The organism is Shewanella sp. Arc9-LZ, assembly GCF_010092445.1.
GTDB lineage: Bacteria > Pseudomonadota > Gammaproteobacteria > Enterobacterales > Shewanellaceae > Shewanella.
Genome location: NZ_CP048031.1, coordinates 1,770,037 through 1,787,895, shown reverse-complemented (window position 1 = coordinate 1,787,895; position 17,859 = coordinate 1,770,037). Strand labels below are relative to the sequence as shown.

At 41.5% G+C, this 17,859-nt stretch carries 14 protein-coding genes and 1 tRNA gene; 8 read left to right on the top strand and 7 right to left on the bottom strand.

All coding sequences use genetic code 11. The features are described from left to right. Positions 1-64: 64 nt before the first annotated feature. Positions 65-2,563, bottom strand: a complete 2,499-nt coding sequence (locus GUY17_RS07670) for a hypothetical protein (protein ID WP_162022777.1) — start codon at positions 2,561-2,563, stop codon at positions 65-67. Between the two features lie 223 nt (positions 2,564-2,786). Between GUY17_RS07670 and GUY17_RS07665 the strand changes: the two genes are divergently transcribed. Next, positions 2,787-4,097: a dicarboxylate/amino acid:cation symporter gene (locus GUY17_RS07665; protein ID WP_277949095.1), complete on the top strand. Its 1,311-nt coding sequence runs from the start codon at positions 2,787-2,789 to the stop codon at positions 4,095-4,097. Between the two features lie 200 nt (positions 4,098-4,297). Continuing rightward, entirely contained in the window at positions 4,298-4,975 is a 678-nt protein-coding gene (locus tag GUY17_RS07660) for a LysE family translocator (RefSeq protein WP_059745481.1), read from the top strand. 140 nt (positions 4,976-5,115) lie between these two features. On the opposite strand, the gene GUY17_RS07655 is transcribed toward GUY17_RS07660, so the two are convergent. Genes GUY17_RS07655 through GUY17_RS07645 form a run of 3 tightly spaced genes read right to left on the bottom strand, consistent with a single transcriptional unit; the run spans position 5,116 to position 8,222 of the window. Beyond that, positions 5,116-6,633 (bottom strand): ABC transporter permease, encoded by a 1,518-nt coding sequence (locus GUY17_RS07655; protein WP_101088031.1) that lies wholly within the window; start codon positions 6,631-6,633, stop codon positions 5,116-5,118. 57 nt (positions 6,634-6,690) lie between these two features. Then, on the bottom strand, positions 6,691-7,368 hold the full coding sequence (locus GUY17_RS07650) for an ATP-binding cassette domain-containing protein (protein ID WP_101088029.1): 678 nt from the start codon (positions 7,366-7,368) through the stop codon (positions 6,691-6,693). After that, a complete protein-coding gene (locus GUY17_RS07645) occupies positions 7,368-8,222 on the bottom strand; it encodes a putative selenate ABC transporter substrate-binding protein (protein WP_101088027.1) in 855 nt (284 codons plus the stop codon). The genes GUY17_RS07650 and GUY17_RS07645 overlap by 1 nt, the downstream gene beginning before the upstream one ends. A 240-nt stretch (positions 8,223-8,462) precedes the next feature. Here GUY17_RS07645 and GUY17_RS07640 point away from each other — a divergent pair, with 240 nt between their 5' ends. Next, on the top strand, positions 8,463-9,137 hold the full coding sequence (locus GUY17_RS07640; protein ID WP_101088025.1) for a response regulator: 675 nt from the start codon (positions 8,463-8,465) through the stop codon (positions 9,135-9,137). Beyond that, complete coding sequence (locus tag GUY17_RS07635) at positions 9,128-10,480, top strand: ATP-binding protein (RefSeq protein WP_101088023.1); 1,353 nt, start codon at positions 9,128-9,130, stop codon at positions 10,478-10,480. The genes GUY17_RS07640 and GUY17_RS07635 overlap by 10 nt, the downstream gene beginning before the upstream one ends. Positions 10,481-10,550: 70 nt before the next feature. On the opposite strand, the gene GUY17_RS07630 is transcribed toward GUY17_RS07635, so the two are convergent. Then, positions 10,551-11,246 carry a 2OG-Fe(II) oxygenase gene (locus GUY17_RS07630; protein ID WP_101088021.1) on the bottom strand — a complete coding sequence of 232 codons (696 nt, stop codon included), beginning with the start codon at positions 11,244-11,246 and terminating at the stop codon, positions 10,551-10,553. 115 nt (positions 11,247-11,361) lie between these two features. Here GUY17_RS07630 and GUY17_RS07625 point away from each other — a divergent pair, with 115 nt between their 5' ends. After that, positions 11,362-12,612 (top strand): DUF3391 domain-containing protein, encoded by a 1,251-nt coding sequence (locus tag GUY17_RS07625; RefSeq protein ID WP_101088019.1) that lies wholly within the window; start codon positions 11,362-11,364, stop codon positions 12,610-12,612. Positions 12,613-12,770: 158 nt separating this feature from the next. On the opposite strand, the gene corA is transcribed toward GUY17_RS07625, so the two are convergent. Then, positions 12,771-13,718: a magnesium/cobalt transporter CorA gene (gene corA / locus GUY17_RS07620; RefSeq protein WP_101088017.1), complete on the bottom strand. Its 948-nt coding sequence runs from the start codon at positions 13,716-13,718 to the stop codon at positions 12,771-12,773. Between the two features lie 450 nt (positions 13,719-14,168). Beyond that, positions 14,169-15,197: a nucleoid-associated protein YejK gene (yejK, locus tag GUY17_RS07615; RefSeq protein ID WP_162022776.1), complete on the bottom strand. Its 1,029-nt coding sequence runs from the start codon at positions 15,195-15,197 to the stop codon at positions 14,169-14,171. Positions 15,198-15,380: 183 nt separating this feature from the next. On the opposite strand from yejK, the gene GUY17_RS07610 reads away from it, so the two are divergent. The 3 genes from GUY17_RS07610 (at position 15,381) to GUY17_RS07600 (ending at position 17,829) form a co-directional block, all read left to right on the top strand. Further along, on the top strand, positions 15,381-15,593 hold the full coding sequence (locus GUY17_RS07610) for a YejL family protein (RefSeq protein WP_011637946.1): 213 nt from the start codon (positions 15,381-15,383) through the stop codon (positions 15,591-15,593). 85 nt (positions 15,594-15,678) lie between these two features. Next, positions 15,679-17,469, top strand: a complete 1,791-nt coding sequence (locus tag GUY17_RS07605) for a DUF3413 domain-containing protein (RefSeq protein ID WP_162022775.1) — start codon at positions 15,679-15,681, stop codon at positions 17,467-17,469. A gap of 283 nt (positions 17,470-17,752) precedes the next feature. Further along, positions 17,753-17,829, top strand: a tRNA-Pro gene (locus GUY17_RS07600). Positions 17,830-17,859 lie beyond the last annotated feature (30 nt).

Genomic DNA, 17,859 nt, shown 5'->3' with positions numbered 1-17,859 from the left:
AACCGAATCAATAAAAAAGGCGCTAAGTGCGCCTTTTTAACGATTGAAACTGTTACCCAGTCGATTATAGGATTGTTACACCAATGGATACCACTGGAGTAACCAGACCATTTGGCGACTCAACTTCAACGAGGAATACACCAGAGTTTGGTTCATCTTCGCCTTTAATGGTTGTAGTAAACTGACGACCACCATTGTAATTAGTACTTGGCCATGTATATTCGCTTGAACTCACCACCGAGCCCGCTGATGTGGTAAATCTTACGATCGAACCGGCTGGCATTTGTTGGTTATGTAAGTCAGAGATAGTAAATGTTGCAGAAGCAGCACCTTTGCCCACGATGATCATGTCACTAGCACCAGAGTGTGTTCCTGTGCTATCAACAACCACTATATTGGCAGGATTAGTAGCATACGCTGCACTACCAGACATCACTAAGGTTAAGCTTCTGCGGACAAACAATGACTTTGAATCACTGACGCCATCAGCACATGCACTGTGTACAGGGTCTGAACAAAGCACACCATTATATTTACCGTCTTTGACATCAAATGTACCGTTGGAGTTAAAATCGATTAACTCTTCCAATGTGCCACCAGCTTGGCCACCGGTTTGCTGCGGATTAAATAAACCGTCTTCATTGTAGTCGTTATAAGCATCATTTAAATCAAATGCTTGACCAGTGACATCTGTCCCAGTAAGAAACGTATTTGCTTCTGATGCATCAAAGCGACCATTACCATTTAAATCCGGGAAAGACTCTTCACCAATAGCAGTTGCGGTAACCGTTGCACGGCCACCATATTTTTGGTCATAAAAATTGCCATAAACAATATTGGCATTAAGACAAGTGATATCTTCGGAACCATCGCTTAGGTTGTAACATTTTAAGCTAGCTTGAGGGTTTTTCACTTGTACGCCTAACCCATCAAAAAGAACAACACCTTCAGGTCTTGGTAACTGGCTTATCCAAGATACCGAACATGCACCATCTACGGTTTGACATGCATCTTCAATAGAACCACCTTCAGTGGTAAAAGATACCGTTGTGCCATCGGGTACAGGGTTGTTAAACGCATCGGCCATACGAGCGGTAACCTTAACAACAGTACCATCTACATCCCAACCTTCTGCATTAAACAGTTCAGCCGATAAAGAAAAACTGTCTTGATCAGGAATACCCGTAGACACAATTAACTGGCTAGACTGACTCGATACTGCAGGAACTGCACCATTGTCTACCGTCGCAGTCACTCGTAAAGAAGTCGCGACTGTACCTGTGGTTACTACCGTTTGCACAATACCACTATTATCTGTAGTAGCTTGCAGGGGATCAATTTTAACCCCACCTACAGTAGTATTTAGTGCAAATTTAACATTTTGGTTAGCAACCACATTGCCATTTTTATCCAAAACTTTAAATTTAACCACTGATGATTCAGTACCACCAGTACCTAGAATACTTATGTTTTCAGGAATCGCTGATACAAACACAATACTGCCAACATCAGCCTGCAGTATATTGATGGTACCAACTGCAGATAAACTGATGCCACCGGCATTGGCTGTGACATTAATTTGATCTTCACCAACACAGCCCTCGGCACGATACGTTGAGGTTGCGACGCCATTACTTGACGACACAGGCGAGCTAATCACTGCTTGCGCAGGGCTTTTGGTCGCACAAGTAGATGAAAAGTTTACATCCACAGGTTGTGTAAAGGCATTACCTAAATCATCTTGAATAGACACGGTTACCGTTGCCGTTCCACCCGCAGATAAATCAGTAGCACTAATAGCTGCGACACCTTCAACAAATGGTGTACCACTGCCCATCACGACGTTGGTTGCTCCAACAACAACAATAGTTGAACCGGTTTCATTGGTTGATAATGTCGCAGTTGCTTCACCAGCACCTAACGAACTGCCAGCATAAATATCAACGGTAGCTTTACCTTGTGCATTAGTTACTGCAGTTTTAACGGGTAAATCACCAATTGGGCTAGCAAATGTAACAATTGAAGACTTTGTAATACCAGTGACTGTCGCAGTTAATTTACCTGGTGATAAAGTGCTAATCGATTGAACAGCGTTACCAGCGGCATCAGTTAACACCAATGACACTTGAGCCCCACCACCTGCAACACCGCCATCACCCGTCATAGTGACAAATAATGATGCACTTTCACCAGACGTGGTAGTCGCGGTTACTGTTGCTCCGGTATTAATCTCAGCCGTGTTGAGTTGGATAGTGGCGACACCGCTTGAATTGGTGACAACTTCACCGGTACTTGGCGCAAATGTACCGTAATCATCATTATTAAGCGTAAATGAAACAAGCGTACTGACAGCGGCACCTGTTGAGTCTTTTACGGTTGCAGTAATAACTGCAGGTTCTGCAACAGAAACTTGAGTGTTGTCGATACTTAACGAAATAGATATGGTTGGGTCTGGTGTAGTCCCACCTCCGGTTCCATCATCGGTTATACTGCCACCGCCGCCACATGCGACGAGAAAAAAAGAACATAAAAGCGCAAAATAAACTTTATATGCTGACCTCATTGTCAGGCTCCCTGTTACATTAAAATAAACTTAAGAATTATTATAGTTACTTATACATTAACAATACGCAAACATCTTATAACTTTAGCATAACTCTACTATTTTATTCGCTATTTATTGGCGAAAACTTTCACTTTTATGCCATTTCCTAAGTTGCCGATACCTGCTAATCTTTAGCGCATTCAATAAAGACATAAAATAATATGATGAGAAGGAACACTCTGTGAGTAATCAATACAAGCTCGGACTCACGAGCAAAATTTTAATTGGCATGGCATTAGGCATTATATTTGGCCTAGCATTGAGAAACTTTTTCCCTGGTAGTCAATTTATTCAAGAGTACATTACCGATGGATTCTTACATGTCATTGGTACTATCTTCATCTCAAGCTTAAAAATGCTTGTCGTACCTTTGGTATTTATCTCATTAGTATGCGGTACTTGCTCCCTTAGCGATCCATCTAAACTGGGACGTCTTGGTGGCAAGACCATATCCTTCTATTTATTCACTACCGCTATTGCGCTTACTATTGCGATTCTAGCAGCCGTGTTAATCCATCCAGGTAATGCAAGTTTGGCCGGTAACGTATTAGAATACTCGGCAAAAGACGCGCCTAGCCTGTCTGAAGTCATTATTAATATTGTACCGACAAACCCTATGCAAGCCATGAGTGAAGGCAATATGTTGCAGATTATCCTATTTGCAGTTGTTTTTGGCTTTGCCATCTCACATATTGGTGAAAGAGGTACGCGTATAGCGTCATTTTTTAACGACTTAAATGATGTGATTATGCGTGTGGTTACCTTAATTATGCAGTTAGCACCTTATGGTGTGTTTGCACTGATGGCGACCCTCAGCTTAACGTTGGGCTTAGAAACCTTCGGTAGTGTTGTCAAATACTTCCTCCTGGTGGTTGCCGTTTTATTTATCCAAGGCTTAGTGGTTTACCCTACTCTACTAAAACTGTTCTCGGGTCTCAGCCCGTTGATGTTTTTACGTAAAATCCGCGACGTACAGCTGTTTGCTTTTAGTACCGCAAGTTCCAACGCAACATTGCCGGTAACCATTGAAACCGCAGAGCACAGAATGGGCGTCGACAACAAAATCGCGTCATTCACCTTACCACTTGGTGCCACTCTCAACATGGATGGCACCGCCATTATGCAGGGTGTTGCAACGGTATTTATTGCCCAAGTATTTGGTATTGAACTGAGCATCATGGATTACGCGACTGTAGTGGTAACGGCCACACTGGCATCTATCGGTACTGCGGGTGTGCCTGGTGTCGGCCTTATTATGCTGGCAATGGTGTTAAACCAAGTAGGCTTACCGGTTGAAGGTATTGCCTTAATTATTGGTGTAGACAGAATGCTAGACATGATCCGCACTGCAGTAAACGTCACTGGTGATGCAGTGGCTACGGTGATCATTGCCAAATCAGAAGGCGAATTTAATGAAGAAGTCTTCAACGATTCGCAAGCAGGTAAAGCAGCCAAAAGTTTTGAAGAACAAGTGCTTAACGCCAAAAAATAACACTTAAGTTCACCTTATATAAAAAAGCGCTAATTTAGCGCTTTTTTATTATCTTTTTCCTACATAAATGTGCCATTATCATCAACTTACATTGAAATAAGCTCTCATAGATATCAACAAATGGATATCAACAAATGGATATCAACAAATGGATATCAACAAAATCTAGCCAGCTTTAACTTATAAAAAACGGAATAAATATGGACATGACTTTATTGGCGGGTTTAGCGGTTATTCACATTGTGGCATTAATGAGCCCAGGACCTGACTTTGCCATTATCGTTAAAATGGCTACGCAGCAAACACGCTTAACCGCACTTTATTGTGCCTTCGGCATTGCTGTCGCTATCTTAATTCACACTTTTTTGTCGTTGATGGGCATCAGTGTGATGATACAACAGTCTCATGTTGCCTTTATGACCGTACAACTAATTGGCAGTAGCTATTTAGCATGGATGGGATATGGGGCGCTCAAGTCAGCTATCACCAGTATGATTAGCAAACGTCGTAATTCAGATATTTCATCAACGCAACCTAATGTGGCAAAAGCGGCGCTGATATCGTCATTAAAGGGATTTAAAGTTGGACTATATACCAATCTACTGAATCCTAAAGCGCTGATCTTTTTTATTACTTTATTTTCTGTATTGATTACGCCACAAGTCAATTACTCAACTAAAATTGCCGCCACGGTATTGTTATTTGTGTTGTCATTGGCGTGGTTTAGTTTACTCGCACTGATCCTATCTAAACCTCGGGTACAACAAAAATTACTCGCGGCCAATACCATTATAGATCTACTCGTTGGGATTATTTTTATTGCCGTTGCAGTCACGATTGCCAATAATATAATTCATCAAATTATCGGTCAGTTTTAAACATGATTAAATTCGATTAAGTAAGCAGTTGAATAAGTTGACTATTTTTATCAAGCAGTTACCTGTTTGAGCCACGATGCTTACCCGTTTATAGCTTTAAACTAAGAGACTTTATTTAGCAAGCCTGAAACCAAGAGACTTTAGCAAGCCTGTAAACGGCTGCGAGGATAATGCAATAATCGACGTGCTAAATAATCTACAACCACATTCAAACCCGCAGTGAAAAACAACAGCAACAATGCCCCACTAAAGCGAATTTCAGAAAAATTACTGTCGACATAAAAACCCAACGTCATCACCCCAAGCATGCCCAAGATAGCCGTTTCACGGATAATCACTTCAAATCGATAAAACAGCAGTCCCATAAAATGTGGGTATATAGCAGGTAGCACTAGATAACTGTACTGATCAATCCTAGGCTTGTATGTCAACGGCACACTAATGCTGTCAGCTTGACGTGACATTAAAAAGACCATCAAGCCGCTATTGTGCAGCGCTAACGCGATAATCGCTGGCAACATCGAGGGCCCTAGTAGCATCATAAACACAAAAGCCAATAAATATTCAGGCAATGAACGTAATATTAAATTCACCGCCCTCATGATTAAAATAACCACTTTTGGCATCATCAAGTGGGTATTAAAAGGCAATAATACCAACGTCAACACATGAGTTAACCCCAAAGCACAAAAAGCCAGTACCAAGGTAGCAACCATCCCGGGAAACACTTGCTGGCTGATTAATGTATAACTCCAGTTAACGAGCTTCGACAGGTTATCTGTGTCAAACCAGCTCAAGAAGGGTTGTCCTTGAAGCATCGGTGGTAAAACATCAACACTGATAAAACGCCAAATAAGTTGCGAGTCGATAACAGGAATGGGAGGTAAGAAGTACACAGCAAGCGGTAAATACAGCCAAAGCATTATCGGTTTAGCCCAAAAACGTATGCTACCAATTAACAACACAAATAAGATTAATAGTGCACCGCCTTGTTGATAATGCCCCTGACGAAAAGCGGATTCTAAATAAAACCCTAATGTCGGCATACCAATAAAGCCCAACACAGCACTACTACGAAGCGCGCATTCAAAACGGTAACGAATATAATCGACAATCTGCGGATACATGTGCATCCATCGACCATATATAAATGCCGACAGTTTATCGGTGCCCTTAGGCAGTGAAAATAAGGTATGCATTGGCGCTTGCTGTAAAATATCAGCAAACACACGGGCAAAAGTAGCAGCATAAGGAAGCGCTATGGCTAAAATACCGGTAATGGCTGAAAGACCAAATATCTGTAAGAATATCAATGCCCAAAATATCTCATGGATAGCACGGATAAAGGCACACATTGCCGCCACTACAGGATGTTGATACCACAATGCTAATGGAAATCCCAATAGCAACCCAATCGTAATCCCAAGCAGCGCAAAACTAATGGTTTGCCACAGCGCATCAAGTAAATACTCTGTCGCGAAAAAGTCAGGGTGCACAAAGCCTTGCCACATGCGACCAAGCTCAGACCAAGGATCGAGTGCAATCACCTCGGTATCAGCAAAAAACCAACACACCGAGACCATGAGTAAAAGCAACAGAGTGATTTTCTGCCAATGCCCTACAAAAGAGTAGCGACTGTGAGTCATCATTTTAGGCATTATAAAAACGGGGATAGAATGAAGATAAATAGTTTAGCTGCATCGACATATTCATATTTATGCCACTGAATGGTTTGGTAAATCGGCTAATGCATAATGCTGTGATAAATGAGCCAGAGATAATTGGCTCGCTTTGTCATCCAGTACTACTTTGCCATCACTAATGACAATAATACGCTCAAAGTTTGCTAACGCTAGTTCGGCATCATGCAACACACAAATAACACTCTGATGCGTTTGCTTAATCAAGTTTAGTAATCGTAAGCCCATTAGCGGATCTAATGCAGAAAAGGGCTCGTCGCCCATAAACACCGCTTGTTGCTGAAATAACGCTCTGGCTAAAGCCACTCGTTGGCGCTGACCACCAGACAACTCATTGACTTTCTGTTGCAAAGGCACGGTCAGTTCTAGTTGCTGGCAAATAGCGGCGATTTGTTGTTGCGGCTTATTAAACGGCAACAACAAATTAGCCAAATTATACCAACGGGAATAACGCGCTAACCCACCAATAAACACATTGTGATATATCGACAGGTTATCAACTAACCCCTGTGCTTGTGAGCACAAACAGGTTTGCTCGGCCAATTGTTGATAAAGGTGATGCAACAGCGTGGTTTTACCCACGCCTGAAGGGCCTAAAATAGCCACATGCTCATTTGCCTTAAATGACAAATTCACTTTAGGTAATATAATTTGCTGGTTATAACCTAAATCAACATCAACCAACGACAACATTAATCGAGCATTCCAATTGTTTTTGCCACGCGCTCAATCGGTTCATAATCGCTATTTTTAGCCGGTACAAACGACTCACGTGGGAAGCTGGCTAACAAATCTTTATCCGTCATACCAATTAACGTTTTAGTCAGCTTTTCTTTAAAGCCTGCACCAAACGTCTCATCAACACCCGAATGCACCGTCCATTGATAATCAGGGTAAGTAGGGCTTTCCCAAATGACTTTCACTTTGCTGGTATCAACTTCACCTTTCTCAACGGCGGTGTCCCACACTTTGTAATTAACCGCGCCGACTTGATAAACACCTGCTTCAACTTGGCTGATAGTACGGCTATGGTCGCCAGAAAAACCAATGCGTTTAAAAATTTGTTCAATTGGCTTACCGGTATTTTTTTCAATAAAATACTGTGGCATCAAACGGCCTGAAGTTGAGTCTTTAGAACCAAAGGTAAAGGTATAATCATTCAATGAAGGAAAATTAGTTGAAGCAGCCATTTCAGTAGATTTATGAGCAATCAAATAACTCTTGAAAAACTGATCTTCAAAACCTTGGGCAATAGCCTCAGAACCTGGCACTAAACGACGCGCTTGCACACCAGATAAACCACCAAACCAAGCAAGTTGTACTTGGTTATTACGAAATGCTGTTACCGCTGCAGAATATGACTTTACCGGAATATATTTCACTTCCACGCCCAACTGCTCGGTTAAATAATCAGCCACTTTATCAAAGCGAGTCCGAAGCTGACTTTCATCTTCATCAGGGATAGCCGTAAAGGTAAACGTTGCACTTAATGCAACTGTCGAAAATAAACTTAAAAAGCTAGCCGATAATAAATGTGTTAGTTTCATCTCAATCTTAAAAGTTAGTCTGTCAATAACCCTATTCTAACTTACCTGATACCTGATTACACCGACAAAGCCCATTCAGTGTGAAATGTTAGCAAGAATAATTACTACGATGACCATAATGATAATAAGTTTTAATATAACCATCATAAAAAGTTTGGTTAATATTTAACCGTACCAACTTGTAGGGTAATATTGGCCAAGCACATTTCACATAAAGTGACGGCTTAACAAGGATGGATTATGCGCATATTGGTTATTGAAGACGACCCTCTGTTGTCACACCATTTACAGGTGCAGTTATCAGATCAAGGTAATCAAGTGCAAGTGGCATTAACCGCAAAAGAAGGATTTTATCAAGCCACTAATTATCCTATTGATGCTGCTATTATTGATTTAGGCTTACCCGATCAAGATGGAATAAGTCTAATCAAAATGCTGCGTAATGCAGATGTTAAAGCGCCGATTCTAATTTTAACCGCTCGACTAACGTGGCAAGATAAAGTCGAAGGGCTCAATGCTGGTGCAGACGACTACTTAGTTAAACCATTTCAAAAAGAAGAACTCATCGCCAGACTTGATGCCATAGTGCGCCGCAGCAGTGGTTTTGTTCGCTCAACCATCACCAGCGGTGCTCTGCAAATAGATGTCGCGGCAAAACATGTAACGCTAAACCAAACACCATTAGACATAACTGCCTTTGAATACCTTATTCTGGAATACTTGATGCGCCATTGCCATGAGGTTGTCGCTAAACAGCGTTTACTGGATGTGGTCTATGCCGACAAAGAAGGCGATCCCAACACTATTGAAGTGATGGTCAGCCGATTAAGAAAGAAACTTGCTCAAGGTGGAATAGAACAGTCCATCATTACCCTTCGCGGCCAAGGATATAAATTTAACCACCCATGCGACTAATTTTACGACCTAAAAAACGTCTGCTTACCAGGATGTTCTTAACCTCCTTGGGTATTATCGCGTTAGTAGGATTTGGTCTGGCCTGGTTAATTACCTTGCTCCATGCCCAAAATCGCTATAACCAAACCACCAGCGCCTTAATAGCTCAACTACCCATCATTGCCGCTGAGTTTCGCGAAAACAATCTAATCCCTATCACCCAGGCCCGTGAAGGTGACGACGTCGACACGCAATACATTATGGCTACCTGCAATAGCAGCTATAACACCTTATGGCGTTCTGACTTCGCTATCAGCTTAAACTTGAATAACATTTGTGAACAATATCTTGATATAAAAGATGATTTCCCACCGTTCTACCTCAATTTTAATGACCAACAAAGTTACTTTGCTTACTTGCTCAGCATTGACGTTGAAACCGAAATGTATCATCTATTGATTTTAAAAGACGCCACCGCATTGAAAACTGAACTCAGTCAATTTAATCGACTCACTTATTTTAGATTGGCAATGGTAATGGCTATTGCACTGTTACTGCTAGTAAGTGCAGCCTACTGGGGAATGCGGCCATTAACGAAGCTGAAACAAGAGTTGATACAGCTGCAACAAGGACATAAAAAAAGCCTATCACAAGATTACCCCGTTGAATTACAAGGCATCACCACGGCATTAAATCAACTTATGGACCAAACAGATCAACGTCAAACGCGCTATCAAAATGCCATGAACGACCTTGCTCACAGTTTAAAAACGCGTCTCGCCGCCAGTATTGCCATCATTGACGATGACTCATTAGATCGTCAGCAACAGCACAAAAAAATACTTGAACAAATAAATGACATGGATCATTTAGTACAGTATCAACTCAAGCGTGCCATGTTAGGCCAACAAGGCTTACGTCAACAACAAACCGCTATCGCACCGATTGCTCAACAACTTGCGCAAATGCTCGATAAAATATATCGAGACAAACATGTCATATTCACCCTAAACATATCAGCATCATTGCAACTACCACTCAGCAAAGGCGATGTAATGGAGCTATTGGGTAATTTACTGGAAAATGCATTTCGCTTATGTGGCAATAACGTCATGATCAGCGCCGCGAGCCTCGATAACAATATCATCCAACTCAGTGTTGAAGATGACGGCCCCGGCGTAGACCACGCCATTAAACAAAAAATAATCCAACGCGGTATGAGAGCCGACACTCAATCATCGGGACAAGGAATTGGTCTAGCAGTATGCCATGAGCTCGTTAGCAGTTATGGCGGCACAATGACCATTGGTACTAGCGAGCTTGGCGGAGCAGCTTTTGTCATTCAACTCCCCGCAACGGCATAAGCACGCAGCAACAAAGTCATCAATCAAATAAGCATATAAAGCCACAACTGGTTTTACCCAACAGTAATCACTAACTTAATGGCGCATAAAGTTGCTCGGCACGATTAAACATCGCCCAAGAAGTCGCAATATATTTATCGTTACTAATGGGCACATTGCCACGATGGCTGTGTGTAAAACCGGCTGGAGCAATCACCATAGTGCCTTTTTTAGGGCTTATTTTACGTTGTTGATAATAAAATTCTGTTTCGCCGCCCTCTTCAACATCATTCAGGTAAAACATGTATAACACCACCCGATGAAGCGCCTCATTATGGCCATTCTGTGGATACTGCTCTGAATGCCAATGCGGATATCCACCCACACCTTGCTGATAATGCTGCACATTAATCGTACCACTGCGATACAAATATTTAGTTAATGCCGCTGCCCTTGGCCGACCCAATACCTCAAAATTATCAGGCGTTAACGTTTGCGGTTGACCATTTTCATCTGCTACTTGTACAGAAACCGCTCCCATTAAGGTTAACGAGTATTGGGTAAAATAATCGCTAATATGGGTAAATGTCGCCGCTAAAAGTTCATTTTTTAATTCAGCTAAATCATCAAAAGCATCTAACATTAAATCACGACTGCGCTTTTTCTCGGTATCTACGCCAAAACCTGTATGGCCTGGCCCTACACTCGGATGCGTTTCAAATGCTGCAATTAAGCGATCACATAAATCATTACTTATCGCGTTGGGATATACTTCAATAAAATCCATAGGGAGTGACTATTGTTAATTTATTTATAGTAGTATGCTGCCACGCAATTAAAGTGCCTGTAAAGGGCAATACATAACATAGCTCATTGTTCTTCAAAGTAACTATCGATTGAATATGAAAAAAAACCAAAAAATCGCTGTAGAACAATTAGAAGTGGGTACCTTTATCCGCTTGCCAATTTCCTGGAAAGACCACCCTTTCCTGTTTAGCAGTTTTAAAATTAAAGACGCTGCACAAATTGAACTTATCAAAGGCTTAGGGCTAAAAGATGTTTTTTTTGATCCCGAAAAAAGCGATATTGAGCCTGTAACGTCCGAGAATGCCAACACCTCTAAACCCGACGAGCAGGCCCTCAACGCACTAAAAGAGCAAATGATTAACCAGAAGTCGGCCAAAATAGATGAGCAACAAAAGCTCAAACGAGATTTAAAGAAAACCGAACAACAATTTAATCGCTCAGTGTCGATGATGCGTTCAATGGTCTCTAAAATCAGTAGCCGACCACTCAATGCGGTCAGTGAAGCGAAAGACCTCATCAGCAACATGACCACCATGCTACTCAATAGCGATAATTTAGCCTTACATTTAATGGGCGATGCCAAAAATGATGAGCATATTTATCACCATTCACTCAACGTCGCCATGTTGTGTATGTTAATGGCAAAAGAGCTAGGTTGGAGCCGCGAAGAAGTTGAAACGATTGGTATTGGTGGGTTATTTCACGATATAGGTAAACTCAAAGTTCCGAGTAACATTATCAATAAGCGAGTGCCTCTTACCACACCAGAAGAAAACTTCATTAAACAACACCCATTAATGAGCATTAATTTTCTTAAACTCGCTGACAGCTTTCCAGACGAAGCCAAACCGTTAATTGCTAATCATCACGAATTTTTAGATGGCAGTGGCTACCCACAAGGGCTCAAAGCCGACAAATTAGACAAGCTGTCGCAGTTAATCGCCGTGGTTAACGAATACGACAATTTGAGTAATGGCACCAACCAAACCAAAGGAAAACCGCCAAGTATCGCCTTGGGGTTACTGTATAAAAACTATAAAAACAAACTCAATACTGAATATATTAGCATGTTAATCAAAATGTTAGGTATTTATCCGCCTGGCAGCATTATTGAATTATCCAGTGGCCAATTTGCCATGGTTATGTCGGTAAACTTGCAAAAGCTATTGTGCCCTAACATTGTGGTTTACGACCAACTGGTACCCAAAGATTTAGCCCCCATCATCAGTTTACAAGATGAAGGCTTAACTATTGTTCGCAGTCTACCTGCCGCAGCGTTGCCAGAAAAAATCCATAAATACCTCAATCCTAGAGAACAAATCAGCTTAGGTATTGGCCAAAACTAGTGTGCTGCAGATAACATAGACTATTTCATCTCTTTAATGAGTGACTTACATAACACCATTTCAGTTTATTTACCCTAGCCAACTCAAGTATTTGAGACATAAAAAAAACCATCAATCGGCAACAATTGATGGCATTATTTTGTCTAAAATAAATTGCGTTATAACCAACCTTTCCGTTTAAAGAAAAAGTAGGTTCCTGCTGCACTGGCTAGCATTAATGCCACTGCCATTGGGTAGCCAAACCGCCAGTCGAGTTCTGGCATAATATGAAAGTTCATCCCATAACTGCTGGCAATTAACGTAGGGGGTAAAAATACTACCGCCGACACCGAAAATATCTTAATGATTTTGTTTTGTTGCAAGCCACTGAATCCCATCGCTGCATCCAGTAAGAATTGTAACTTGTCGAAAATAAACTGGCTGTGTGGCATCAATGATTCAATGTCAGATAGCATCTCACGAATGTCTTTCAAGTTTTCATCTGACAATCGGTCACGATAATAACGTTGCATATAACGTAATGAACGCTGAGTATCCAACAAACTCAATCGAATTTTACCGTTCGAATCTTCTTGCAAGGTAATCAGTTTAAAAACACCGTCAAGCTCTTCGTCATTAAATACTTGCTCGCCAACATTTTCTAAAATACTATAAATATCTTCAATTAAGTCAGATAGATAATCAACTTTCAAAGTAAAGAGCTCTAACAATAAGCCTTGTGGAGTGGTAATATCCAAGCGCCCTAAACGTAGGTAATTACGCAGTAAACGAATAAGGCCGACATCTTCTTCACGTATTGTTAGCAAAAAACGTTCTCGCAAGTTAAACGACACGTTCACTGCGCGTACATCTGAACTCACCCGCTGTGGAAACAACGAGTTAATGTGTAAACCGTCTTGGTTTTGGTAAAAACGCGCCGAAGCCTCAATTTCTTTAATATCTTCTTCGTCAGGTACTTCTTCAGCAGAGAATAGCCTCAACCATTGACGCTCTTCGTCGTCGGGTTTTAATAAATCTAACCACAATGTCGACTCAGGCACTTTATCGCCCACACTCAATTCGGTGGTGATTAATTCTCTATTTTGATAGGCGTATGCAGTGATCATCGCTCCCCCAAAGTCCGTTAGGCTATTACAAGCATAACAAACAAAAACACTCAAAAAGTGGCGCTAGTTTACTCAACTACAAATGAATGAAAAGTAAAATATTCAACTGCGCCAAAAATCGTACCAGTTAGATAATTTGATCGGTAATTTGCTAAATAAGCCATGAGCTAAGCCGTTATATAAATCCAAATAAAACGTTGCAAAGTTCACCGCCATTGACACGATTTAAGCATCAGTAAATTGATATAAAAATCTGCGTAAATTAATGTCACTCTGCACGCTATTGAACCCAAAGTTCACACGCAACACTAGATCCAACAACATGTTAGCTCGCTTTACTCGCTAACCCACCAAAGCATAGCACGCGTTAAACCTAGACTCGCTATTATCTTCGCTCATAAAAAAGCGCCCAAATAGGACGCTGTTGTAACAACACCAAATAAGCTTAAGTTATTCGCCTTTTAAGCGACGGTCTAATTGGTCTTTCAAATTGGCTGGCACGCCTTTAATCAAAATAGTGTCAGATATCGGATCATAAATAACCCGTTCACCTAAATGGCCGCCATCAAAGCTCAAGGTAACTCCGCCGCCTGTGCCTGAAAACTTCTTCAAGCTGCGTAGACTGGCTTTATCGGCCGGAAACTCATCGTCTAACTCATAACTGCCGCCACACGCAAAATCATAAAATGAATCCATACCAGAATCAGCTAACTCATCGGCTAAATCTTTAACTTCAATCACATCACCGGAACCTGCGCGTTCAGAACAATAATCAAATACCTTGTTACGACAATCTTGGCGTTCATCTTTGGTAAGCTCACTACCTGCGACAAAATCTTCAACTGCATGGATCAGGGTTTTGTTTTGCGCTTTAATGTTAACGCCTTCAACACAGCCCATAAAGTCTAAAAAGAAATCGGCAACTTTACGGCCAGCACGACCACGAATAAACGAAATATACTTACGCGAGCTTTTATCGGCCTGCCATTCAGTTAAATCAATGCGCGCAGCTAATTGAATATTGTTTAAATCTAAATGGTTGTTTTGCGACAATTCCATGTCATCTAATACTGTCATCGACGACTTAGCGCTTAATAACGCCACAAATAAATAGTCGCTCGTCATGCTGGTATAGCAAGACATCAACAAAAAACCGCCTTGGCTAAAATCGTACTTGGCCAGTTCTTGTTGCAACAGTTGGCTCGCTTGACCACTAAACTCAACAAAACCTAAATCGCCTTTGCGATAACCGGTTAGTGCATCAGAAAATTCACTGTTGGCTTCGCCATCATCGCCATGGGCTCCAAAAAAGCCAAACCCCTTACCCGCTTTACCCGAATAGGTTTGATGTAACTCTTCTAACATGGTTTCAACGGCGTGAGTATTCAACAACGGTTGCGGGCGTAAACGACAACGCATTTGCCCCTGACTGTCTTGAGAAATTTCGTGAATAATTGCTTGCTCAATACTAATGCTCATAAACCTTGTTAATCCTAGTCTGTCGCAGATGATAATTTAAAAAAGAATGATATCAGACCAACCGTATAAATCGAACAAGGGTTTACAATATTCCTCACATGCAGCGAATAAAACTTGAGGCGAGCGTCGGCTAAATCCGTTATTATGTGCAGCTAATTCATTATTTATTGAAGTTTTCTGACTATGGCAATTCAATCTAAATACACAAACACTCAAGTTGAAGCACTTATCAGCGAGCTGCTTGCAGTACTAGCTAAGCATCAAGCACCTACCGATTTAAGCCTTATGGTATTGGGCAATTGCGTGACCCATTTACTCGACAAAAAAGTCCCTGGTGAATCACGCCAAAAAGTTGCTGAGCAATTTGCCAAAGCCTTAACACAGTCGGTTAAGTAATCGACTAAATAAAATTTATCACTAATGCTAACAATCAGTTACACTGAAAACAGCCTGTGATAATAACGTAGGAATACGAGTTAACATGATCGAGCGCAAAAAGCAGCAAATGACGCGTGATAAAGTGTCACGCTTAGTTAATTGGGGTCACTGGTTTGCCTTCTTTAATGGCATATTAGCGATGTTAATTGGCGCTCGATATATTGGCAGTGTCGGCTACCCAGAAACCATTATTGGTTGGGCTTACCTGTCAATCAGCACCATAGGTCATTTTACCTTTTTAGCCTTTATCGGTTACTTAATTTTTATTTTCCCGATTACCTTATTATTACCTTACTCCAAAATCTTACGTGGTTTTGCTGCATTTATTGCCTCTCTTGGTTTATATGCCCTACTGTATGACACCATTATTTATGACGACTACGGTATCCATTTAAGTCCTTTTGCGTTCGACTTAGCCTGGCAAGATCTCAATGCGCTATTACACAGCACTTCATACATAGTGACACCTATCGTCATTGTGATTGTTGAGCTTACCGCGGCCAATTATCTGTGGAAACGCATCGACAAAATTCAGAAAAAACAATGGGGCAACAAAGTAGTGCTGTTTGTCGGTATCTGTTTTGTCAGCAGCCATTTATTTCATATCTGGGCCGACGCGACCAATATGACTGAAGTCACCCGTTTTGACGACGCCTATCCAGTGTCATACCCTGCGACAGCACGCTCGTTCATGGAAAATCACGGCATTGACAGCAGCATGCAGTCAACAGAGTCTCGCAACACTAAATCACGTAAGCTGAGCTATCCCATCAGCCCGATGCAATGTACTGCAGACAGCCAACCCAATGTTATGGTTATCAGCATAGACAGCCTACGAGCAGACATGGTCGACAGTGTCACTATGCCGTTCTTAAGCCAGTATCGTATTCAAAATCAGCGCTTTATGAATCACTATAGCGGTGGCACCGACTTTGAAACCAGCATGTTTACCCTCATGTATGGCTTACAAGGCAACTACAGCGATCGCAAAGAGTTTGATAGCACCAGCCCAATATTAACCAACACGTTGTCACAGCAAGGCTATCAATTAGCCATGTTTGCGCCTGAAAATGATCAATACGCCGCTAATAGCGCCATGTTCAGCGGTATAAACATTCATATCAGCGAAGGCGATAATGGCAGCGCAGATGCCGATATCAACACCATTAATGCGGTGAATGCTTGGCAGCCAAAACAAACACAACCGTGGTTTGCCTTAGTGAATCTTACCGCACCAAAAGATTACGACACCCCAGTCGGATTTTTAGGCGTACAAACCATCAAACCGCACATGCCATTAAAGCCTGCGCAAAAGGTGCTGTTTAATCAATATCGTCAATCACTTAACTTTATCGACCAACAACTGGCAAGCCTATTCAATAACGTGAGTGATGATACCATTGTGCTCATCACTGGCACTTACGGCCAGGTCTTTACCAGTAATACCAGCGACGCCCGCAGCGATTTATCGCCAGGTAATGTTAAAGTGCCGCTAATAATCCATTGGCCCGACAGCCATGGTAATAAAGTGAATTACCGCACCAGCCATTACGGCATAGCGCCAACCTTGCTAAGCCATGTGTTAGGTTGCACCAATCCAAGTACAGATTACAGCTCAGGCCGCAGCTTGTTAGAACCTAATAATGAAACCTGGGTTTACATAGGCGACAGCCGCCGCTTTGCCATTTATCAAAAAGCTGAAATAACAGTATTGGATCGTTTCGGTAAATACCGCATTTACGATTTAGACTATAAAAAACGTTTAGATAAGAAAATGAGCGCACCAGAATTAATCCAAGTCATGCGTGAAGGTCGTAGACTTTATAATCAATAAGATATTTTATAAAGAATAAGATATTTAGTTTAAATATTGTAAACGAGCGAGCTTTTCATTAAGCGCTATCATGCTTGCTTATGCATAGATAAGGTCGAGTGTTTTATTGAATGGATAGTTTATAATCAATCGATAACCGACTGATAACTAACTACTTGCGTAAACAAATGGCAATTGATACAGTAATTATCAACTTAGTAACCCCCCAAGGCTCTCAGCCATGCTAAGTGATTGGCATTTATGATGATATTTTCATTATATCTAAAGTCAAACGAAGTAATTTCGGTATGTAGCGCAGCCCGGTAGCGCACTGTCATGGGGTGTCAGGGGTCGGAGGTTCGAATCCTCTCATACCGACCAAATTAAAAATAAAAAAGCCTGTACGCATCA